Here is a 22,926-nt window from a genome sequence, read left to right as displayed (position 1 = left end):
CTAAGCTTTATAAATCAAAAAGGTCAATAATCGCATCGTCTTCAATAATCCGACTGGATGTTGCGGTATGCGCGTTTTCTAATAGTGTGGTCATTTTTTCTTCAACGGATTTTTTGATTAGAGCGGTTGTATCGATTCCCCGCAGTTCAAATAGAAGCAGCGGATCCAAATCCAATTTAGCTCCTACCGCATAAAGAATTGCAGAAACATGTTTGCACATATGTGCCCAATCGGGACAATTGCAAGAGAGGTTGATTTCATTTAGATTAGGAAACAAACCATTATCACTTGTCAGAAAAGTTTCAGTGAGTTTTTTTGGGAATTGACCATTTGCCAGTGCTTCTAAACTTTCAATGTGTCCGCCGATTTGTTGGACTAACTGTTGATCGGTAGTCGGATCGATTTCAATCTCTACTTGATACAATTTTGAACCGCTGCCGCAGACAACCCCGTCTATGAGTCCTTTTTCAATCGTTAAGTCAAAGACAAACCCATTTTTGATGTACGAACGTCCGCGGTCGATACGGTTATCGTAATCCGCATAGTGTTTTAGATGATCGCACCACGCTTTTCCCCAAAAAGAATTGGCGATTTTGGTACCTTTAATCAAAATAGGCTGAGCACCAGGATGTTTTCTTTGATAGGTCGTCAGTTTGCGTGCAGCTTTTTCCTTTTTTTCGGCCATACTTTCATACTCATAAAAACCATACCGGCTCATTTGTCATTCACCTCCAATGTAAAGAGATTCCTTAAGTCGTCGTTGCTCATTTCTGTCAGCCAATTCTCGCCGCTTGTTTCCGTGATCAATTCATTGGAAAGGTGTGTTTTTTCAGCTAGCAGTTCATCGATTTTTTCTTCAATCGTTCCGCTGGTCACAAATTTATACACAAAGACATTTTTTTCTTGCCCAATCCGAAAGGCTCGGTCAGTCGCTTGATTTTCAATAGCTGGATTCCACCATCGGTCAAAGTGGATGACGTGGTTTGCAGCTGTTAAATTTAGGCCGACACCGCCTGCTTTTATAGAGAGGACCATATAGGGTGTGTACGTATCAGGAGCGTTGAATTGTTCAACCAGTTCTCCGCGTTTTTTGACTGGCACACCGCCGTGCAAAACCAAACCTGGTTGGCCAAAAACTTCTGCTAAAAACTGATTGAGCGGTTCGCACATTTCTTTAAATTGTGTGAAGATCAAAACTTGCTCGTGCTTGTCGCGAATCGTTTCGCAAATATCTCGCAACGCTTCAAATTTCCCACTAAGTTTAGGTTTGAATTCTTGGTTGCCTAAATACTGATCAGGGTGATTGCAGATTTGTTTGAATTTTGAAATGGCTGCTAAGACTAAGCCTTTTCGTTGAATGCCTTCAGTATCTTCCATTGATTTTTCAATATCTCGTTGAAGTCCTTTATACAACGCAATCTGTTTTTTGGAAAGCGAAACGTATTCTTTCTGTTCATTTTTATCAGGCAAATCTGAAATGATCTGTCGATCGGTTTTCAACCGTCTGAGAATAAAAGGCGAGATCATTTGGCGTAAAGCTCCATAGTCAGCGCCATTTTTGATTTGTTTTTTGAATTCCGTTTTCGACCCTAACAATCCGCTATTTAAAAAGTCAAACACACTCCAAAGATCTGAAAGTTTGTTTTCAATTGGCGTTCCAGTCATCGCAATTTTTGCGTGGGCTTGCAAGGTTTTGATACTTTTAGTTTGCTTGGTTCCTGGGTTTTTAATGGCCTGTGCTTCATCCAAAATCAACAGGTCAAAGGCGATTTCTTTGAGAGCCTCGATTCTAGCCGCCATGCCATAGGTGGTGATAAATAAATCCGTTTCTACGTCTTGAATCATGGTATCCTTCCCATGTAAAACTTGTATCCGCAAATTTGGGGCAAAGCGGGCTGCCTCTTTCTTCCAGTTTTCCAATAAAGAAGCCGGTATAACTAACAGCGTGCGTTTGTTTTCTTGGCGTAGAGAATCGAGTAAAGCCAAGATTTGAACGGTTTTTCCTAAGCCCATATCATCCGCTAATAAAGCACCAAAGGTCTGTGCTTGCATAAAGTTTAACCAGTTGTATCCTATTAACTGATATGGTCGCAAGTTTGCTTGAAAAGAACTTGCAGGCTGTTCTTGTTTGATTTGAGTAGGAGTAGTCATTTGCTGGAAAACGGTTTGCAGCCATTGACCATTCGTCGTTTCGATCAGAGAGTCGTTTTCTTCAGCATCTGAAAGTTGCTGTTGCCGCAAAGCATCAAATAGAGTCCATTCGCTGTTTTCTTTCGTATCGTAAGTCATTAACAGCTGTTGCAGTTTTTCATGATTGATCTCAACCCATTTGCCCTTCAAGAAAGCTAAACCTTCATTTTTCTGCAATAACGCTTCGATTTCTGCTTTTGAGTACCGTTCTTCTCCTAGATAGATTTCTGGTTTGCCAGCTAACAGAGCATCCATTCCCAGAGTGCTTGGTTTTGTATCGCCAATGGTCACTTTAATGGTTGTTTTACGCTCTTTTTTCCAAAAGTCAGGAATACGGCAAATGACTCCTTGCTCTTCATAAAGAGGCGTTTCTTTCAAAAATTGATAAGCCTCGTCTTCGTTGAATCGCAAAGGGGAAAACAATTCTCCAGACTCAACGAATTGAGAGATAAAAGCAGACTCATTGGCCACCCGACCAACAGCGGACAGTAAAGCAAGCATCTCTGAAGAATTAGTGAATTCTGCCAGTGCATTTTTTAGCGGCATATGACTGACTTTGTCTTGGTCTTTAGTAGCATAAGTAGCGAGAAAAGCGAAAGGAAAGCCGTCTTGTTTGCTTTCAACTAAATGAAAGTAAACTCTGCCCGCAACGATGATATTTTTGTTTTTTGATTGAATGTATTCGGAAACACTGCCTTGAAAATAGCTCAGCTCTTCATTAAAAATCGCTGCCAATTCTTGATGGATGTCTTGCAGCCATTGAACTGTAATAAACTCATAGCCAGTGACAAAAGGTGCGCTGTTCACAAGCTGTTGATAAACTGTTTCTGAAGGAAAACGGAATGTGCGTGTCACTTCAATTTCTCCGTCATTTTTTAACGCAGAGACAAACTCTTGCGTGATATCGATCAAATAGGCAATAGAGATATCCGTTTCTACGATCTCTGAAGAAAAGCCTTGTTCATAAAGAGTTTGAAAAGGCGCATCTTTCATTGCACGTTCAAAGTCTGTTGTTGGATTTTCAATATGAAATCCCTTTTCTAGAAAAATTGCTTGAGCCACTTACTTATCAGTCCTTCCTTCTATATTATTCGATTAAGAAACTAAGAAACATAGCTAATCTAAATAAAGCTTCTTTTTATAGTATTATACGGTTTTTAGGACCAAACTGAAAGCAGGAAGAAAAAGTTGTTGATTGCGAACTCGTTAGCAAATACATTGTAATAACCGTTGAAATTTGGCAAAATGTAGGTGAACAAGTAAAAGGAGATGAGCATGATGAAGACGAGAAAACAAGGGAATGTCATTGTGTTAACAGTCCCTGCGAAGTTCAATCTGCAACCCGGTCAAGAATATGTGGCCCTGAAAGGTGAATTAGGAAGTATTACTTACGTACCTAAAGTAAATAATATTTTTGAAAATGCTCTAGAAAACAATGAAACTTTAAGATTTGAAGATGAATTTAACGAAGATAAAAAATGAATTGGAAGAGAAGAAGTGTAATATGATTTACTCGATTAATACTTATATTCTAAAACAAGAGGATATCGTTTGGATAAATTTTAATCCTAGTTCTGGAAGGGAAATTCAAAAGAAGAAGCCAGCTTTAGTTCTTAACTCAGATGCTTACAATGCCACAACTGGCTTTATCTCCTACAATAAAAATAGACCAGGGTTTATTCCTTTATCAAAGGGTCACAGCATCTATGGAACAATCAATGCGATGCAAATAAAAGGGTTCGATTTTATGGCAAAAGAAAGAGCCGTAACGTTTATCGAAAAAGCTACGACTGCTGAATTAGGAATTGTTGCACAAATAGTTACCGATATTTTTTCCTTTGATAAACTATTAGGAGAATAAGGACCTTAAAGCAATTTAGTTGTTATGAATTTAAAGTTTTATCTAACATTAAAAACCGCCAGAGACTTGTTCTGACGGTTTTTAAACTTATACTTACATTGCCATCCAATTGGGTTCTAAAATATTTCCATCTGGATCTTCCACTTCAAGTCCGAACATTTGATCTTCCGGTATTCCCATATCGACTGTGTAAAAATCCCCGCCATTGGCTTTGGCTGTTTCAGCGAATTTTTTGACTGCATCCGCACTTTCCATACTGAATGCAATGAGGGCACTGCTAGTTGTTTTAGTATCTGCGATTGTTTTGTCTTTAATAAAACGGCTGTAAAACTCGTGATTTAGCAGCATAATCCAAAAGTGATCATCCCAAACCATTGAGACAGCTTCGTCTGTTGAAAATTCTTTGTTTTGAGTAAATCCTAATTTTTCATAAAATGCAGTTGAACGTTTGAGATCAGAGACAGGAAAATTGACAAAAACCATTGTTGCCATAAAAATCCTCCGTTCTTTTCATTTTATTACAAGCACAGCATCTCACGAGGAGATTTTTTTGTCAAAAATATTCGATTAAACCACAAACGTATTAAAAAAAATTAGCATTTTTACATAAGCGACAATGACTCTTTTGTAGAGGACAGGCTAGCAGCTATGGATAAAGGAATCATTGCTTCATAAAATAAGCACCTTTTTAAGGCCGCTCCTCGAAATGACACCGAGGAGTGGCAGCCTATTTTTTTGATACAATGATTGAAATCCTTTTACGATTTTTATTCAGGGAAAACATTTCCTAAAGGATAAAGATATTGTGTATACTAAAAGTACCTATAAAAGAAACGTGTAAAAGAAAGAAGGGGATAAGGAAATGAATAAAAGTATAAAAAGGTTGTTGGGTATCGGCGTTATAGTTTTTCTGTTCAGTATGGCATTTGGAGAAACGGTTTTTGCGGAAAATGAATTATCAGATATGACCATCGAAGTGGAATTGCAAGAAGACGGATCTGGTATTGTTACGGAACATAGAAAGATGAATATGGACGAAGGAACCGAATTATATATCGTATTGGATGACCTGCAAGATTCACAATTGCTTGATTTTTCAGTAGCAGGTTTTCAAGAGGCGAAAGAGTGGGACTCAGATGCTTCATTAGAGGAAAAGGCAGGTTATTATGGCACTGTAGAAACGGATAGTGGACTAGAACTTATTTGGGGGATTGGCAAGTATGGGCAACAGGAATACGAAGTAACTTATACTTTATCAAATTTAGTACGTGAATTGGAAGATGGGCAAGCATTACTATGGAATTTTGATACCTTTTCTGACATTCCAGCAGAAAATCTGACAGTTGAAATTTCTGGATTTGAACCTTTTACAACAGAAAATGTCCGCTTCTGGGGATTTGGCTTTGAAGGAGATCTCCAATTAGAAGGTGATACGGTCGTTTGGAAAGCTGAGGAAGAAGTCGACAGCAGTAAAGATGTAACAGTGCTGCTTCAATTTCCACAAGGGCTGTTTCATACACAGGCTACGGTAGATATGACCTTAGAAGAACAGCGTGAAATGGCGATGGATGGTTCAGCGTATAATGACGAGGCTTCTTCAAATACAATTCCGATAGTTATCGCGTCTCTCTTTGCAGTAGGTGGTGGAGGAACTGCTGCTTTTGCGATTACCTACTTTAGAAAATTAAAAAAAGCAAAAGAAGAAGCGGGACAAATGCGTTCAGGAGTACAAAGGATCCAAGAAAATAAAGGGATTTTATTAGAAGAAATTCCCTATCAGGGAGAAGATTTTGCGGGAATTGCCTATTTGCTGCAAGACATTCAAAAAGGGTATTTTGAAGATTATTTCTCAGCATATCTACTGAAATGGACTTCAGAAGAACGAATGATTATCCATACAGCCGAAGATAAAACGTTGTTTGGTGATGGTTTTAACACGGAAATAGAAATTTTTCATTTTGAAGAAGAGCGTGCGCGTTACCCTCAGTCGTTCACTAACTTTGTTGATCAAATAGAGACAAATCATGAAGTAACCTATGAAACGGGATTGTGGCTCATGTTGTTGGATGCCGCAAACAGCAGTGGGTTCATTGAAGACAATGAAATGAAGAAATGGGCAAAAAAACACGCCAAAGAAGTAGAAACCTTTGCGGATTATTTGATCGATTACTCAAAAGAGTATTTAGAAAATGAAGGCCTGATTTCATTTAAAGAAATCGAAGTCTGGGGCACGAAGCATGAGGTGGCCATTGCTAGTCCTGAAGGTGACAAACTATTTGATCGTCTGGTTCAATTCGATAATGATTTAGAGGAAGTTGAATTAGAAGGATTTACTGACAATAAAACTTCATTTTCTTTTGCAGAATTTTTATTCTGGAATACGTTGTACTTTAGAAGTGAGGAGATCACGAAGGAATTCAAGAAAGTAATTCCAAACCCAATGAATGTTTCTGGAGGGAATGACTTTATGTACTATTACTGGTATTGGAACGGTATGACAGGCTTTAGAAAGAATTGGTCCAGCGGCTTAGCAAGTGGCGGATTCCATTCAAGTGCTTCATCAGCAGTATCCGGAACAGGAGGCTCAACCTCATTTGGTGGCGGAGCAGGTGCCGGTGGTGGAGGCGGCGGAGGAGCTCGCTAGCGAGAGTGTCTTTATAGTTTGATGCAGGTCACTTAATTTTAAATGTAAAAAGACAAACTATCGTATAAAGGTAGTTTGTCTTTTTACTGTTATCCGTTCAGTTTGTCGTATTTCTAATCAAATCCTACATAGACTCTTTCACTTTGAATAGTACAAGGTATTCCATTGCTGTCAACGTATTGGTAACCTGTCAGTTTGATATGATTGGGGAAAAGTTGAATCCCATCTATTTCTGTGATGGATTCGGCATACTGGTAAAAATCATATCTTATTTGCTTTCTTCCAGATGGAGTTTCTCCTTGAATCACTTTGTATCTAGGACTATCCTTAATAATTTTAAAAGCACTTACGATCATGCCGCTTCCCGGGTAGACTCCTAGAATGTATTCTATGCTGCTTGCTTTATCTAAACTCATCACCCAATTACCTAACGTTCTTTTTTTTAATGCTTCAGATTCAGGGTTATACATTTCTTCAGTTTTTAAATCTCGTTTAGAATCTGAATTATCTTTTGTAGGTTTAATTTTTACAAACATCATTTTATGGTGGCTTAGCTGACTTATATCAACAGGTTTTGGACTAAGGGCATCTTGCAATAGATCCACTCTTCCAAATGTTTGTAGTGCTTCCTTTTGACCATCAGAACGATGTCCACTCATGATATTGCTCAATTTTTTAATGTTGAGTTTTTGATCATCAATTAGTTTACAAAAGTTAATAACAGCATTTTCTACATGGAAGGCTTCATTTTCACTTAATCCAAAAGTCAAAATATATTTATCGACTTCCATATCTTTTGAATGAATCTGCTTTATCTCATTTAACTTTTGTTTTTCAGCAATATCACTGAGAAAATCAACTTTTAAGGATTCTTGTTCATGAGCAAATACTCTGTTTCTAGTTCCTTTACCAATATAAAAAACACTATGGCTAATAGGATTAACGAGCGCATAAACATAATAACCCAGCTGATTAATCACTTCTTCTGTAAATCGATTCATTGAATTCGGACCTCCGTGTCTATTATAAATGATGATTGAATAAGCTACATATTATAGGCTTTAAATCAGTCTCATTTGAATGCGTAAAAAATAAAAAATTTTTTTTGATATCACTGAACTATTCTCTAAGAAAGAAAAGCATTTTGAATAGCCTCTTTCCATTCTGTTTTTCTTTCTTGTGCTTTACCGTTATTTGCGCCGCTAGTGGATAAACACGTTATAACAGTGTAGTGCTCAAAAATAGTTGATTTTACAACTTCTTGGTAAGCTTTATTTCCATTTGCAATGACAAGTTCAATGGAAGTAGTTGAAAGTAGTGCATCAAAATCGTTTAATTTCGTTTGTCTAAAGTTACTATCTAAACTTCCCGTTCTATCAAATTGACTATAAATATCCCATAAGCCGATTTTATTTTGTATCAGTAGTTCTAACCGTTTTTCATAGTCGAGTGGATCAGTAGTGTTTAGGCATTCAGTGATAATTTTCCAAAATTGGTTCCCTTTATTGGCATAATACTGTTGCAATTCTAATGATTTCACACTTGGGGAGCTGCCGAGTATTAAGATTTTAGTACTTTCATCATAGATTGCATCTAAACCATTCTTCATCATTTTTTCTCCTTACTATTAAATTAATTTGGTTTTTAGTACAGATTTTTTATCTATAGGTAAAAAATGAAGCTTTATCTTTCAATTGTATAGCAAAAATGTAAGGATTCCTAGAAGCGCTATCTCGATTGCGGTAGCTGTTTATTTCTCCGGTATTGCTTCTAATTTTACTGAATGTATACTTAAATTATGCTTAAACAGGACGAGTAAAAATAGGTAGTATGTAGTTGATAGATGTTTAAACTAAAGCTTGGAGGGCATAACTAATGAAATAAAAAATTAAGAGAAGTGAAAGTATAACGAATAAATGAGTATTTTAATTATTTAATTAAGATAACCTTGAAATACCTTTTAGGAGTGGAGTAGTTAGAAAAATGGCTTATTAACTTAGAATTTATTCTACTCAGTAAAATGAAAGAACAAGCTTTGCAGAACTGCTATCAGATAGCAGTTGATAAGTAGCTGGAAATTAGCGATAATGTTAGGTGAAGGAAGATTGAAAAAGCTTCAGTAAGGAAGTGGATGGATGAGGAAAAATGTAACGATTTCTCAAGTTGCCGAAAAAGCGGGTGTATCTAAAACAACGATTTCTCGATTTTTAAATGGGCATTATGGCAATATGTCTAAAGAAACGAAAGAGCGCATTGCTCAAACTATTGTGGATTTGAAATACCGGCCTAACCGCCAAGCACAAGCTTTAAAGTCTAAGCGCAGTTATTTAATTGGTATCGTAGTAGCCGACATCTCAAACATGTATTCTTCTTTATTGCTAAAAGGAATTGGGGAAGTTTTAGGAAAAGTTGAGTATCAAATGATTATTGTTGATGCTGCTAATTCAGTTAAGCAGGAAAGAGAGCTTTTAGAAAAACTGGTTGACCAGGGAGTAGAAGGGATTATTCTTCAAGCTTCTTCACGTGATGCCTCACATTATGACTTTTTAGAAGATGCTAACATCCCTTTACTATTAGTTGACCGACAAACAGAACCGCTTAAGTGGCCGTTGATTGCTTCTGATAACGTGGAAGCTACTCAAAGATTGATGGAAGTCGTATTGGATAAAGGGTATGAAAAAATCGTTGTCGTTAGTGAACCATTAGCAGATATCGTTACTCGAGAGTTGCGCTATCAAACAGTCAAAGAATTGACAGACGCAGCAAATAGAGAATTGGTGTTGATAGAAACAAATTTTGAGGCAAGTTTAAAATCAGAAATAGTGACATTCGTCAAAGATCCTAAAAAAACTGTATTATTTGCTTCAAACGGACGGGTTCTAATGCAACTGCTTACCATTCTAATTAATGAAAAGATAAAAATACCAGATGAAATTGGAATTACAGGATTTGATGATTGGAATTTAACTGCTTTGGTAGGTCCTGGAATTACTAGTATTGAACAGCAAACAAAACTTATTGGAGAGACTGCTGGCGAGCAGATGATGAAATTTATTAATCACAACGAAACTTCTATAGAAAGACATATCGTTCCAGCTAAATTACAGTGGCGTAATTCTATATAATGTTTTTATATATTTTTAGCAAACGAAAGAGCTTAGAGAACCAGTTTCTCAGGCTTTTTTTTATTTGTTCAAAACAGAGTAAATATTTCCTGGCTGAAAGCGCTTGACTTATTTAGGAAACCGGTTTACAATTTATTTATGGAAACCGGTTAACTAAATTTGAAAGGATGAGTTTTATGATAGATAAAGGGTTAGTATTGAACATGTTAGTGTTTGCTGAAAAGGTTCAAAACGGGGCAGTTCAGAGTGAATTGATTGAAGAATCTGTTGCATTAGGCTTTAGAAAAATTGAAGTGCGAAGAGAGTATTTTAAAAATTTAGCAAACGAAATGGATGATATTAAAAAACTAGTAGAAAAGTACGAATTAGAATTATTTTACAGTGTTCCTGATGAAGTGTTCGTAGACGGAAAAGTAAACTCTAAACTAGGTGATTATGTATTAGAAGCAATACAAATGGGAATTACACATATTAAGTGGAACATTGGGGATTTTGCAGGTTTTACAGGTGATTTAAGAGAATTAAAACCACTAACTGAGCAGGGGATTGAAGTGAATATTGAAAATGACCAGACACAAACTTCTGGAACTATTTCAGCTATTGACACTTTTATGAAAGCGGTTGAAGAAGAAGGTTTAACTATTGGTTATGTTTATGACCTTGGAAATTGGCGGTTTGTTGGTGAAGACGAAAAAATAGCTGCAGAACAATTAGGAAAATACGTCAGCTATATTCATGTAAAAGATGTCATTTACATGGAAGGTAAACCACAAGCAGTTGGATTAGATCATGGAGAGATTAATTGGCGAGAAATTTTAAGCGTTTTACCTGGAAACGTCCCGGTAGCTATTGAATATCCAACTACAGAAAAACAAGAAATTCTTGAAGCAAAAGCTTTATTGGAGGAGGAATAACCATGTCTGAACAACAAACAAAAATCGATCCTGAAAAATTTGCCTATCATTTTATGGACACTATGAAACAACCAGATTTTTCTACAAAGGAAATGGAAGTTGCAGCGAAAGAATCACTAGCTGCTTACTTAACAGCTTATTATCTTGTTCAACGTTTCAACAAATTAGAAAATAATTTCTTTACTGAAGACAATCATCATAAAGTATCAACGTATCAAAAAATATTAAGTGAGCTAAATCAGTACTAGGGAGGTGACAAATTATGAGCAGCGCAATTGTAGGTATTCTATTAGCCGCTACTTTTCTCGTTTTTATTGTTTATGCGATGAAAGGTGGAAATTTAACAGTTGGATTCTTCGTAATGGCAGTCTTATGGACAATTATTGGAATGGTGCCTTTTAACCAAGCAATCAAAGAAATTTTTACTGATCCTGTTCTAAACTATGGAAAGACAGCTGCCTATATTATTTTTGGTTCGTGGTTTGGGCGAGTTTTAGTCGATACAGGAATTGCAGGAAGCATTAGCCGACGAACAGAAAAAATCGGGAAAAAAAGTCCTGTATTAGCAACGATTTTAATTGCTTTGGTTATTGCATTGATTTTCACCAGCTCTTATGGAGTTGGTTCGGCAATCGCAGTTGGAGTTATTTTATTCCCTATTCTGTTTTCGATTGGTGTTCCTAAAAATATTGCTGTTTCCATTTTTACTATGTCCATTGGAGCAGCAATGTATGTCAACAATGTTTTATTCGTTCAGTTCCAAGTTTTCTTCCCTAAAGTTGAATGGGGATTGCATTATCAACGCTTTGGCTTTGTGGCGATGGCTGTTCAAATGATGATTGTGTTTATTTTCATCTTATTCCATGCTAAAAAGATCCGTAATGGGAAACCTGAAATCGTTGAAAGCGAAGAATCAGAAGAAATAGTAGAGGTTCCAATTTGGACATATATTTTGCCTGTCTTGCCAGTAGCTTTAAGTATTTTTGCAAAATGGGATGCTGTTCCTGCGTTGTTGTTATCTACGATCATTGCTTTTGCGGCGACAGGAAATATGAAAAGTTACACTCGCTTCGTTATGATGATGAATGAAACCGCTAAACACGCAATCAGTGATATTGCAGGTTTATTGATTATGTTATTTGTTTTGACGATGTTCCAATCAGCTGCTATACATGCAATGTCAGGGTTTACTCCCATCTTCCAGCAAATTATTCCGGATAACAAGTTAATTTTAGTAATTATTATTGCTATTATTGCACCTTTATCTTATTTCCGTGGGCCATTGATGCTTTATGGCGCAGGAGCTGCCACAGCAGCAATATTAGTTGGTACAGGAATGTTTGATCAATATTTCTTGTATGGTTTATTAGTAGTACCGTCAATGATGGGTATCTCAGCTTGTATTACTCAATCATGGAATTTATGGTCTGTTCAATACGCTAAAATCGATACAAAAACATTTTTATTAACAGGTTTGCCTTGGGCTTGGGGTGCGACAGTTATCAATCTCATTGCCGCTTATATTTTATTATAAAAAAAATAGTTAAATGGAGGAATGAATCATGAGCGAATTTTTAACAATTGGAGAACCAATCGCATTATTTGGATCAGAAGAAGTAGATAAGAGCTTGAAAGATGCTAGTCATTTCCAAAAGTTTTTAGCAGGCGCAGAAGTTAATGTGACAGTAGGTGTTTCACGATTAGGCCATACCACACAGTACATTACAAAATTAGGTGAAGATCCTTTTGGAGAGTTTATTATTGACCAGTTGAATAAAAATAAAATCGGTACAGACTATATTGATGAAACCAAAGATTATTGGACAGCTTTTCAATTAAAAGACCGAGTCAGTACAGGTGATCCAAATATTTTCTATTTCCGCAAAGGATCAGCTGCTGCTCACTTTGATAAAACGATTTTAGATCGTATCGATTTTTCAGATGTTAAATTTGCTCATCTATCAGGAATTTTCCCAGCTATTTCTAAAGAAGCATTAGAAGGTTTCCGTTATTTAGTTCAATTACTAAAAGAACATCAGACTCGTACAACTTTTGATCCTAACTTGCGTCCGCAGTTATGGGAAAGCCAAGCGATAATGGTGGAGACGATCAATGAATTAGCTTCTCATGCAGAAATCATTTTACCTGGAATCAATGAAGGGGAAATTTTAATGGGAAGTCGCGACCCAGAAACAATTGCTGATTTTTACTTGCAAAATGGAGAAGTAACGCAAACGGTGATTGTTAAGCTAGGAGAAGAAGGGGCATTTGTGAAACAAAAAAACGGAAAAAGTTTTACGGTTCCGGGATTCAAGGTAAAAGAAGTTGTTGATACAGTAGGCGCTGGAGATGGCTTTGCGGCAGGGTTGATTACTGCTTTGATTGAAGATAAGACATTAAAAGAAGCAGTTATCAGAGCGAATGCAATAGGGGCTTTAGCTGTTCAATCGCCCGGCGACAATGACGGCTACCCAACACCAGCAGAATTGGAAACCTTTTTAAATGAACATAAGGTCGTGAAATAATGAAATTACAAACAGCTATTGATCGTGTTTCATTAGAAGATGCCATAAGGTTAGCCCAAGAACTAAATGGGAAAACTGATATTCTTGAAATGGGTACTTCTTTAGTTAAAGATTGCGGAAACCTTGCCATTGAGAAAATCCGCCAAGTGTTAACAGAAAGTGAATTATTAGTAGATATCAAGACAATTGATGAAGGAGCATACGAATTTCAACAAGGTTATTTTTATGGTGGGGATATTTTGACCGTAATGGGTGCAGCTTCTTATGATACGTTAAAAGCTTGCTACGAAGTAAGTCAAGAAAAAGGCAAAACCATGCTGATCGATTTATTGGAAGTCAACAATGCTAAAATAGAACAAATTCTAGAATTTGAAGAAGCTATTTTCTGCTTGCATCATTCCATTGATCGAAAAGACAAGTTAGATGCAACAGCTAGTGTGGCTGAATTTCGTAAGAATTTTCCTCAAGTGAAACGAATTGCTATTGCTGGAGGAATCGATTTGGAACAAGCAAAAGAACTAGCTGAACAAGGGCTGACAGAAATTGTCATTGTTGGTTCAAAAATCACAAAAAGCCAAGAACCTGCTAAAGCAGTGGAAATTTTTATGGAGGCGATTCATCAATGAGTACAATAGAAACCATTATGACCGAAATTAAACAAGTTATGGATTTAGTCAATGAAAACCAACTAGAGAAAGCTATGGCTTATTTTCAAAAAGATAAGCGGATTTTTGTCCTTGGTGCTGGAAGAAGCGGATTTCAAGCGAAAGGATTTGCGATGCGTTTGATGCATATTGGTTATACTGATTACGTTCTGGGAGAAACCATTACGCCTTCAATCCAAAAAGGCGATACTTGGGTCGCAATTTCTGGTTCAGGAACGACAAAAGGAATCGTTTCTGATACTGAAAAAGCGAAACAATTAGGGTTAGACATTGTTGTATTGACTAGCAATATTGAATCCCCTTTAGCTAAGCTAGCAGATCAAGTGATTGTTGTACCTGGTGCAACGAAAACGGGATCCGGCATCAAATCTGTTCAGTTGTTATCTTCTTTATTCGACCAAACAGTTCATATTGTTCTTGATGCGTTAACATTAAAATTAGCTCATCGCGATCAAACGTCAAATGAAGATGCACTTCATGAACATGTAAATATTGAGTAGGAGGATGAGATCAATATGAAAAAAGTAGAGACATTGATTCGCTTGAAGAATGCAGGTGTTATTGCTGTTGTACGAGGAACGAAAGAGGAAGCTTTAGCAGCAAGCGAAGCCATTATCAAAGGTGGCATAAAAAGTATTGAACTGACTTTCACTGTTCCAGAAGCCGATCAAGTCATCAGACAGTTACGTTCTTTATATGAAAAGCAAACAGACATCGTAATTGGTGCAGGTACAGTCGTGGATGCTGTGACTGCAAGAATTGCCATTATGGCAGGAGCCGAATACATTGTCAGTCCAACTTTTGACCAAGAGACTGCTGAAATCTGTAACCTTTATCAAATTCCTTATTTGCCAGGATGTATGACAATTACAGAAATGAAAAATGCATTGAAAAGCGGAGCTGATATTGTAAAACTATTTCCTGGAAGTGCGTATGAGCCAAAAATTATTTCAGTATTAAAAGCGCCATTACCTCAGTTAAATATCATGCCAACTGGCGGAGTAGATCTTGAAAATATGGAGGACTGGTTTAAAGCAGGTGCCATAGCTGTTGGTGTAGGTGGAAATCTGATCGCTCCTGCATTTAAAGGTGATTTTACGGAAGTAACAAAAATAGCTAGTCAATATGCACAAAAGATTAATGAACTGAATAAATAAATACTTTTGTTAGCAAACATTTATTGTAGATTAAAAATTATATAACCAAAAAGTTAGAAACATTGCTGAAAATGTTTCTAACTTTTTTATTTTATGCACTTTTATTATTAATAAAGACTAATATTTGATGAACAACTGAACTGCCATTGTCTTCATCAGATATCTCAACAGAATAGAAAATAGTTTAATTTATTTTGACACAGAAAAGCAGCATGTTTAATAGAACGTATAAAAGACCTTTTGAAACAAATGGATATCGTTATGGGAAAGCAGAAGAAGAGTCATTCTAGGATGAATGAAGAGAGAAAATGTATTTTATCCTATAAATGGCTACTGATTGCTGGATTTTTAATTTGGATTCCTAATGGATCGTTACAAGCTATTTTCCCACAATTTTCAATAGATTTATTTGCATGGCAGCCTGTACTTATCGGTCTGACATTTTCAATAATAGGAGTGCTTGATATCTTCTCACAAGCCATCATTATGCCGCGATTACTTAAAATTTTGACAGATAAACAAATCGCTCTTTTAGGTATGATAAGTGAAATCATAGGATATATTTTTATTGCGGTTTCTGCGTTGATTGTATATTATCCTGTCTTTATTATAGGGATGATTTTCTTTGGATTTGGTGATTCTATTTTTGGGCCATCATTTAATGGAATGATTTCAAAATCGGTTAGTGCCAGTGAACAAGGCCGTATCCAAGGTGGTTCTCAAAGCATCCAATCTCTAGCCCGAGTTATTGGCCCGATTATTGGGGGACAGCTGTATGCAATAATCAGCCATGCCGCACCAGCTATCATGGGTGTAATATTGATTGGAGTATCTGTTAGTGTTTTATTCAAAAAATATCTTTAAAATTAATGAAACGAGACTGTTTATCTGATAGCCAATAATCTCCTGATATTAATCAGGAGAGGTTCAATCTTACTGGTTCTTACTTATTAGAAAAAACAAATAATTCTGTTCTGGAATATTGTGGAATAGTTTGCTATTCTTAACTTGTTAGAAATAAATTTTACTGGTTTTACTTAGAGAATTTTCAGATGAATGATAGAAAGATAACTTGCTTAAGGTTTCTTATTTGATAAAAGAGGGTTAAGTAAGACGCAAAATTTAGCTTAGGAGGCTGTTATATGATAGAAGTTATCGACTTGAAGAAAGTGTTCGGTAATGGATTTGAAGCTTTAAAATCAGTAGATTTTACGATTGAGAAAGGTGATTTGGTTTGTTTGCTTGGACCAAGTGGTTGCGGTAAATCAACGATCCTTAACCTGATTGCCGGCTTATTAAGTCCTTCAGGCGGAGACATCCGTTTTGCAGGTAGCTCAGTGGTCAAAACAGAACCGAAAGACCGCAATATTGGATTTGTTTTTCAGAATTATGCTCTTTATCCGCACATGACAGTCTTGGAAAATATTATGTTTCCGCTAACAGTAGGCAAAAAAAAGATTTCTAAAGAAAAAGCTAAAGAAACAGCTGAACAATATATGGCTTTAACAAATATTGAAGAGCTACATAGTAAAAAGCCTGGTACATTATCAGGAGGGCAGCAACAGCGTGTAGCCATTACACGGGCTCTGGTACAAAAACCGGATGTGCTGTTGTTGGATGAGCCGTTAAGCAACTTAGATGCTCGCTTGCGGTTAAGAATACGGGAAGAAATTCGCCGTTTAGTGAAAGAAGTAGGCATTACGACAATTTTTGTTACACATGATCAAGAAGAAGCATTATCGATCAGTGATAAAATCATTTTATTAAATGAGGGCATCATCCAACAGAATGATGATCCGCAAAACTTATACTTAGAACCTGCCAATCTTTTTGTGGCTCAGTTCATTGGAAACCCGATTATCAATACGATTCCCGTAGTCGTTGAAAACGGAATGATGAAGTATAGCGACTCTTTTGAGATTCCTATTTCACATTTTTCATCCACTCGTTTTAAAGACACGATGCCGGACGGAGAGTATGTCTTAGGAGTTCGTCCTGAAGACGTGCTGCTGGCAGAAGGCAAAGGAGTTTTCAAAGCAACACTGGCGAATGTGGAATTGATCGGACGAGAAAGAATATTAAATTTCCAAATTGATTCAAATCGGATGAAATCAATTGTCAGCATTGAAGAAGAACTAGAAGAAGGAACTTCAGTGAATTTTGATTTGGTTTATCCAAAGGCGTTTATTTTTAAGAAAAGCGGAGAACGAATTTACTAATGTTCAAAAAAGGCTACAATCCTGAGAATCAGCTAAAAGCGTGGCTCTTCCTTCTTCCAGCTTTGGCGATTGTTGTATTGTTTAGTATTTATCCTTTGTATCGATCTTTCTTTATGAGTTTTCAAAAAGGCACACTGATCAATCCTCGGTATGCTGGACTGGAAAACTACGAAAAGGTCTTGACTGACCCTGTTTTTTATAAAGCCATGGGGAACACAGGCCTCTTTGCTTTTACTGTTGTTCCAATCGGCTTGATCCTTTCGCTTGCGATCGCTTGGATCATTTTTGAAAAAGTGAAGCACAAAAGTTTTTTTGAAACGATTTTCTTCTTGCCTTATGTCACAAGTACAATTGCAATCGGGATCGTGTTCCGGTATTTCTTTAATGGGTCATACGGAATTGTCAATTATGTCTTAGGAATCTTTGGTATTCCGGGACTCAATTGGCTGGATGACGTTGATTTGAGTATGCCCACGCTGATTATTTTTGGAATATGGACAAGTTTGGCCTTCAATATTATTATTCTTTTGGCCGGCTTGCGGAACATCGACAAAGAACATTACAAAATCGCTAAAATGTTTGGAGCAGACAGTTGGGAGATATTCCGGCGAGTTACGTTCCCACAATTGATTCCAACGATCACGTTTTTACTAACAGTAAATTTGATTTCGTCATTCAAAGTGTATACGCAAGTGTATGCGTTATTTAACGGCCAGCCGGGAATAGCTAAAAGTGCGACTACTGCCGTATTTTACATTTATGATAAATTCCATATAGCTGGCAGACCAGGTGTGGCTATGGCAGCCACGGTGATTTTGTTTATTGTGATCTTGTTGATCACATTTATCCAAAATAAAATTTTGAAGAGAATGGGGAGATAAGCATGAAGCATATTGTAACGGTTCTTTCTCTAACTTTTTTAGGAGTCATGGCTGTCATTACTGTTTTCCCATTCATTTACATGATGTTGGCTGGTTTGATGACGTACAGTGAAGCGACCAGCATTCCGCCTACATTTATGCCGGAAAAGTTTCAATGGCTGAATTATGCAGAGGTTTTTGAAAGAGCTCCTTTCTTACGTTATTTTTTAAATACGGTTTTTGTTTCGACTGTGACAACAATTGCGACAGTGATCACAGCTATTCTGGCGGCGTTTGCTTTGAGCAGCTTGGAGTTTGCCTTTAAAAAAGTAGTTCTATGGGTCATGATCTCATTGTTGATGGTTCCTTATGAGTCGATTATTTTCACAAACTACAATACGATTTCTCGTATGGGATTGTTGAATTCTTATTCGGCTTTGATCATCCCGTTCTTAACAAGTATTTTCTATATTTACTATTTATACGGCTATTTGCAAAGCATCTCAACAGCTTTTTATAAAGCTGCCAAAATAGATGGAGCTTCAGATATGGAATACGTTCGAAAGATACTTGTTCCGATGTCGAAACCAGCTCTTGTAACAGTTGGGATTTTGACGTTCATTTCAAGCTGGAATTCCTTCTTGTGGCCGCTTTTGGTGACAAATGAGAAAAAATACCGGCTGTTGAACAATGGATTGGCTGCTTTTACTACTGAAAGCGGAAGCGATGTCCATTTGCAAATGGCAGCAGCTACGTTAACCGTTATTCCAATCTTGATCATCTATTTAATTTTCCGAAAAGAAATTATGCGAGGAGTGTCGAAAAATGGAATCAAAGGCTAAAACAACTGTAACTTTCCATAGTGGTATTTTGACTATCGGAGGAACGATTATCGAAGTTGCTTATAAAGATGCCCATATCTTTTTTGATTTTGGTACAGAATACCGGCCGGAATTAGGGTTGCAAGATGAAAGTTTAGCTACATTATTAAAAAATCGGCTGGTTCCAGAATTGAAGGGTTTGTATGATGAGCGTTTAGGGTATACTTATCAAGGGAACGATGAAAAAGAATACCGACATACTGCCGTTTTCTTATCCCATGCTCATTTAGACCATTCTAAAATGATCAATTACTTGGATCCGAAGATTCCGCTATATACGATGAAAGAAACAAAAGCAATTCTTCATTCGCTTAACAGAAATGGCGACTTTTTGATTGCATCGCCTTTCGAAAAAAGCGGCTTTACACGAGAAATGACCGGACTGAATGCTCATGATGTAGTACAAGTTGGGGAAATCAGCGTTGAAATTGTACCTGTCGATCATGACGCTTACGGAGCAGCTGCTCTTTTGATCCGGACACCGGATCACTTCTTAGTGTATACAGGGGATTTACGTTTGCATGGATATGACCGTGCAAATACAGAAGCTTTTTGCCAACAAGCTAAACATACCGACTTGTTGATGATGGAAGGTGTGAGCATCAGCTTTCCAGAAAGAGAGCCGGATCCTTCTCAAATCACTGTTTCCAGCGAAGAAGAATTGATCCAAGAATTTGTTCGTTTGATGGAAGAGAACCTGAACCGGCAAATAACGTTTAACGGCTATCCCGCGAATGTTCTGCGGTTCGCAAAATTGATTGAATACTCTCCGCGCACGGTCGTGTTGGAAGCAACTATGGCGGCTTTGCTCAAAGAAGTAAGCGATATAAACGTTTGCTACTATTATGCGGAAGAGAATAACAAGATTCAAGCACTGGACCCAGCGCTTGAACTGTCTTATGAAGTTTTGCTTAATGACCAAACTGAATACATATGGCAGGTCGTTAATAAAATTGAAAACTTACAAGGAGGAGGCCTATACGTTCATAGTGATGCACAGCCTTTGGGGGATTTCGATCCTCAATATGCAATTTTCTTGAATTTGTTGAAGGACTTGCAAGTTGAATTCGTACGTCTTTCGCTTTCAGGTCATGCTCATCCGGATGATCTTAAAGAAATTATTCGAATGATCGAACCGAAACTCTTGGTTCCCATCCATACGTTGAAACCAGAAAAATTGGAGAATCCTTATGGAGAAAGAATATTGCCGAATCGCGGCGACAACATTATTTTATAAAAAGGATAAGGGGAGAGTAGAAAAATGAAAATCAATAAATTGGCAACCACATTATTTGTGGCAGCAACGGCACTTGTATTAGGAGCTTGTGGATCAGGAAATGACAAAGGAACGGCCTCTAACGATGAAGTTTTAACCGAGTTGCCTGAAGAAACAACCATTACTTTTTGGCATGCGATGAATGGTGCACAAGAAGAAGCATTGAAGAAAATAACAGAAGATTTTATGGCTGAAAATAAAAATGTTACTGTAGAATTGCAAAACCAATCTTCCTATCCAGATTTGCAAGCGAAGATCAATTCGACTTTGCCTTCTCCTAAAAACTTGCCGACTATCACTCAAGCATATCCAGGTTGGTTATGGAATGCAGCGCAAGATGAGATGATCGTTGATCTACAACCTTATATTGATGATGAAACCATTGGCTGGGGAGATCAAGAAGCTATCACGGAATCGTTATTAAACGGCGCAAAAATCAACGATACCCAATATGGGATTCCGTTCAATAAATCGACAGAGATGCTGTATTACAATGCAGATATGCTGGCTGAATATGACGTAGAAGTTCCTACTACTATGGAAGAACTGAAAGATGCTTCTGAAAAGATTTATAAAGAATCAAACGGAAAAGTTGTTGGTGCAGGCTTTGATTCGCTAAACAATTACTATGCTATTGGAATGAAAAATAAAGACGTTGCTATTACAAAAGACTTAGACCTTGAGAGCAAAGAATCAAAAGAAGTTATTTCTTATTATGCTGATGGTGTTCAAGATGGATACTTCCGTATTGCTGGTTCAGACGGCTACTTATCCGGTCCGTTTGCAAATGAGCAAGTTGCAATGTTTGTCGGATCGATTGCTGGTGAAGGCTTTGTAAAACAAGATACAGAAGGTAAATTTGAATACGGTGTAGCAGCTCGTCCAGAACCGATCAACTTACAGCAAGGGACAGATATTTACATGTTTGATAGTGCATCAGCTGAACAACGTACAGCTGCATTTCTATTCATGAAGTTTTTATCAGAACCTGAAAACCAATTGTATTGGGCAACTGAAACGGGCTATATGCCGACTGTTGAATCTGTTGTGAACAGTGACGAGTATAAGAATTCCACTGATACAAAAGTTCCAGCTCATTTAGAAGAAGCAACCACTGAATTATTCTCCATTCCTGTTGAAGAAAATGCAGATCCTGCTTACAATGAAATTCGTTCAATCATGGAGAATATTTTATCGAATACCGATAAAGATCGTGATGAATTAATCAAGAATTCGGTTCCGCAATTAGAAGACGCTTGGAATCAATAATTTTTCCTTGTAGCTTTTCTGGAAAATAGCAAATGATACACTAAAAACAGAAGTGAATAGAGTACAGATAGAGCCCGATACACTAAACAGTGTATCGGGCTCTATCTGTTTGTTTTGTATGAAATATCGCTATAACAAGCTTTTCGAATGATACACTAAAGTTGGCACAATACTTGCATTATATTAAGTGACGGACAAAATAATGGGCAGTTGGAAAAGGAGGCAGTTTTGTTAGGAACTGAGAAGTCGATTTAAATAGACAAAAACTTTAGAAAAATGTAAAGTTATTCTAACTAGTTGCGTCTAAAAAAGTGTAAATAAATTATTTAGGAGGTAAAAATATGGTAGGAATTATACTAGCAAGCCATGGCGAATTTGCTGAAGGTATCTTGCAATCTGGCGCAATGATTTTTGGAGAACAAGAAAATGTTAAAGCCATAACCTTAATGCCGAGCGAAGGCCCGGAAGATGTAAAAGCAAAAATGCAAACTGCGATCGCATCTTTTGACGATCAAGATGAAGTATTATTCTTAGTTGATTTATGGGGAGGTACTCCATTCAATCAAGCGAACAGCTTGTATGAAGAGCACAAAGACAAATGGGCGATTGTTGCTGGTTTGAATTTACCAATGGTGATTGAAGCTTATGCATCTCGTTTATCAATGACATCGGCGCAAGAAATTGCAGCACATATCATTGAAACAGCAAAAGAAGGGGTCAGAATCAAACCTGAAGAGTTAGAGCCCCAAGGAAAAACAGCTGCTGCAGGTGCTGGAGACGGACAACCTAAGGGATCTCTTCCTCCAAATACAGTAGTTGGCGATGGAAAACTTAAAATTGTTTTAGCCCGTGTAGATTCTCGGTTATTACATGGACAAGTGGCAACAGCATGGACAAAAACAACACAGCCAAACCGCATTATCGTTGTTTCAGATGCAGTTGCGAAAGATGATCTTCGTAAGAGATTGATCGAACAAGCAACGCCACCAGGAGTTAAAGCAAATGTTATTCCAGTTAACAAAATGATTGAAATCTCTAAAGATACTCGCTTCGGAAATACAAAGGCATTATTATTATTTGAAAACCCAGAAGATGTTCTTAGAGCGGTTGAGGGCGGCGTAGACATTGAAGAAGTCAACGTTGGTTCGTTAGCTCATTCAGTTGGTAAAGTAGTAGTCAGCAATGTACTTTCTATGGGACCAAACGATGTAGAAGCTTTTGATAAATTAAAAGAAAAAGGCATCAAATTTGACGTACGTAAAGTACCAAATGATAACCGCGGTAATATGAATGAGATTATGAAAAAAGCAAAAAATGAATTAGCACGCGCATAACGTCAT

23 protein-coding genes are annotated in these 22,926 nt (G+C 37.1%); 18 read left to right on the top strand and 5 right to left on the bottom strand.

Features of this window, described 5'->3' with window-relative positions; genetic code table 11:
• Positions 1-7: 7 nt before the first annotated feature.
• Together BR87_RS05785 and BR87_RS05780 are read right to left on the bottom strand one after the other, a co-directional pair.
• Positions 8-718 (bottom strand): SWIM zinc finger family protein, encoded by a 711-nt coding sequence (locus tag BR87_RS05785; RefSeq protein WP_035029760.1) that lies wholly within the window; start codon positions 716-718, stop codon positions 8-10.
• Positions 715-3,252: a DEAD/DEAH box helicase gene (locus BR87_RS05780; protein WP_035029757.1), complete on the bottom strand. Its 2,538-nt coding sequence runs from the start codon at positions 3,250-3,252 to the stop codon at positions 715-717. The genes BR87_RS05785 and BR87_RS05780 overlap by 4 nt, the downstream gene beginning before the upstream one ends.
• Before the next feature lie 216 nt (positions 3,253-3,468).
• Between BR87_RS05780 and mazE the strand changes: the two genes are divergently transcribed.
• Together mazE and BR87_RS05770 are read left to right on the top strand one after the other, a co-directional pair.
• On the top strand, positions 3,469-3,672 hold the full coding sequence (gene mazE, locus BR87_RS05775; protein ID WP_035029754.1) for a type II toxin-antitoxin system PemI/MazE family antitoxin: 204 nt from the start codon (positions 3,469-3,471) through the stop codon (positions 3,670-3,672).
• A gap of 22 nt (positions 3,673-3,694) precedes the next feature.
• Positions 3,695-4,051, top strand: a complete 357-nt coding sequence (locus tag BR87_RS05770) for a type II toxin-antitoxin system PemK/MazF family toxin (protein WP_051929699.1) — start codon at positions 3,695-3,697, stop codon at positions 4,049-4,051.
• A gap of 93 nt (positions 4,052-4,144) precedes the next feature.
• On the opposite strand, the gene BR87_RS05765 is transcribed toward BR87_RS05770, so the two are convergent.
• A complete protein-coding gene (locus BR87_RS05765) occupies positions 4,145-4,543 on the bottom strand; it encodes a VOC family protein (RefSeq protein ID WP_035029751.1) in 399 nt (132 codons plus the stop codon).
• Positions 4,544-4,913: 370 nt separating this feature from the next.
• On the opposite strand from BR87_RS05765, the gene BR87_RS05760 reads away from it, so the two are divergent.
• A complete protein-coding gene (locus BR87_RS05760) occupies positions 4,914-6,695 on the top strand; it encodes a DUF2207 domain-containing protein (protein WP_051929697.1) in 1,782 nt (593 codons plus the stop codon).
• Positions 6,696-6,808: 113 nt separating this feature from the next.
• Here BR87_RS05760 and BR87_RS05755 read toward each other — a convergent pair whose 3' ends face one another.
• Together BR87_RS05755 and BR87_RS05750 are read right to left on the bottom strand one after the other, a co-directional pair.
• A complete protein-coding gene (locus BR87_RS05755; protein ID WP_035029748.1) occupies positions 6,809-7,696 on the bottom strand; it encodes a GIY-YIG nuclease family protein in 888 nt (295 codons plus the stop codon).
• A 125-nt stretch (positions 7,697-7,821) separates the two neighbouring features.
• Positions 7,822-8,304, bottom strand: a complete 483-nt coding sequence (locus BR87_RS05750; RefSeq protein ID WP_035029745.1) for a DNA-deoxyinosine glycosylase — start codon at positions 8,302-8,304, stop codon at positions 7,822-7,824.
• Between the two features lie 526 nt (positions 8,305-8,830).
• On the opposite strand from BR87_RS05750, the gene BR87_RS05745 reads away from it, so the two are divergent.
• From BR87_RS05745 to BR87_RS05675, 15 genes are all read left to right on the top strand, one after another.
• Positions 8,831-9,820: a LacI family DNA-binding transcriptional regulator gene (locus BR87_RS05745; protein ID WP_035029742.1), complete on the top strand. Its 990-nt coding sequence runs from the start codon at positions 8,831-8,833 to the stop codon at positions 9,818-9,820.
• Positions 9,821-9,996: 176 nt separating this feature from the next.
• On the top strand, positions 9,997-10,734 hold the full coding sequence (locus BR87_RS05740; RefSeq protein ID WP_035029739.1) for a sugar phosphate isomerase/epimerase family protein: 738 nt from the start codon (positions 9,997-9,999) through the stop codon (positions 10,732-10,734).
• Between the two features lie 2 nt (positions 10,735-10,736).
• A complete protein-coding gene (locus BR87_RS05735; RefSeq protein ID WP_035029736.1) occupies positions 10,737-10,982 on the top strand; it encodes a hypothetical protein in 246 nt (81 codons plus the stop codon).
• Positions 10,983-10,996: 14 nt separating this feature from the next.
• The gene (locus tag BR87_RS05730; protein WP_035029732.1) at positions 10,997-12,268 is read left to right on the top strand and encodes a hypothetical protein; all 1,272 of its coding nucleotides are present in this window, start codon (positions 10,997-10,999) and stop codon (positions 12,266-12,268) included.
• 28 nt (positions 12,269-12,296) lie between these two features.
• Positions 12,297-13,259: a sugar kinase gene (locus BR87_RS05725; RefSeq protein WP_035029728.1), complete on the top strand. Its 963-nt coding sequence runs from the start codon at positions 12,297-12,299 to the stop codon at positions 13,257-13,259.
• Complete coding sequence (locus BR87_RS05720) at positions 13,259-13,885, top strand: orotidine 5'-phosphate decarboxylase / HUMPS family protein (protein WP_035029724.1); 627 nt, start codon at positions 13,259-13,261, stop codon at positions 13,883-13,885. Before BR87_RS05725 ends, BR87_RS05720 begins: the two co-directional genes overlap by 1 nt.
• A complete protein-coding gene (gene hxlB, locus BR87_RS05715) occupies positions 13,882-14,424 on the top strand; it encodes a 6-phospho-3-hexuloisomerase (protein ID WP_035029721.1) in 543 nt (180 codons plus the stop codon). Before BR87_RS05720 ends, hxlB begins: the two co-directional genes overlap by 4 nt.
• A gap of 15 nt (positions 14,425-14,439) precedes the next feature.
• Positions 14,440-15,081 (top strand): bifunctional 4-hydroxy-2-oxoglutarate aldolase/2-dehydro-3-deoxy-phosphogluconate aldolase, encoded by a 642-nt coding sequence (locus BR87_RS05710; RefSeq protein ID WP_035029718.1) that lies wholly within the window; start codon positions 14,440-14,442, stop codon positions 15,079-15,081.
• A 291-nt stretch (positions 15,082-15,372) separates the two neighbouring features.
• Positions 15,373-15,945, top strand: a complete 573-nt coding sequence (locus tag BR87_RS05705) for an MFS transporter (RefSeq protein ID WP_244877037.1) — start codon at positions 15,373-15,375, stop codon at positions 15,943-15,945.
• Positions 15,946-16,223: 278 nt separating this feature from the next.
• The gene (locus tag BR87_RS05700) at positions 16,224-17,300 is read left to right on the top strand and encodes an ABC transporter ATP-binding protein (RefSeq protein ID WP_035029715.1); all 1,077 of its coding nucleotides are present in this window, start codon (positions 16,224-16,226) and stop codon (positions 17,298-17,300) included.
• Entirely contained in the window at positions 17,300-18,181 is an 882-nt protein-coding gene (locus BR87_RS05695; RefSeq protein ID WP_035029711.1) for a carbohydrate ABC transporter permease, read from the top strand. The genes BR87_RS05700 and BR87_RS05695 overlap by 1 nt, the downstream gene beginning before the upstream one ends.
• Positions 18,182-18,183: 2 nt before the next feature.
• Positions 18,184-19,002, top strand: coding sequence for a carbohydrate ABC transporter permease (locus BR87_RS05690; RefSeq protein ID WP_035029709.1), 819 nt, complete (start codon positions 18,184-18,186; stop codon positions 19,000-19,002).
• Complete coding sequence (locus tag BR87_RS05685) at positions 18,986-20,278, top strand: MBL fold metallo-hydrolase (protein ID WP_035029706.1); 1,293 nt, start codon at positions 18,986-18,988, stop codon at positions 20,276-20,278. The genes BR87_RS05690 and BR87_RS05685 overlap by 17 nt, the downstream gene beginning before the upstream one ends.
• A gap of 24 nt (positions 20,279-20,302) precedes the next feature.
• Positions 20,303-21,586 (top strand): extracellular solute-binding protein, encoded by a 1,284-nt coding sequence (locus BR87_RS05680; RefSeq protein ID WP_035029703.1) that lies wholly within the window; start codon positions 20,303-20,305, stop codon positions 21,584-21,586.
• 341 nt (positions 21,587-21,927) lie between these two features.
• Complete coding sequence (locus tag BR87_RS05675; RefSeq protein WP_035029698.1) at positions 21,928-22,920, top strand: mannose/fructose/sorbose PTS transporter subunit IIA; 993 nt, start codon at positions 21,928-21,930, stop codon at positions 22,918-22,920.
• The last annotated feature ends 6 nt before the right edge of the window (positions 22,921-22,926 follow it).

The sequence above is a fragment of the Carnobacterium mobile DSM 4848 genome, from assembly GCF_000744825.1.
In the GTDB taxonomy this organism is placed as follows: Bacteria; Bacillota; Bacilli; order Lactobacillales; family Carnobacteriaceae; genus Carnobacterium_A; species Carnobacterium_A mobile.
The sequence above is the reverse complement of the archived record's forward strand: the minus strand, read 5'-3'. Positions and strand labels throughout refer to the sequence as shown.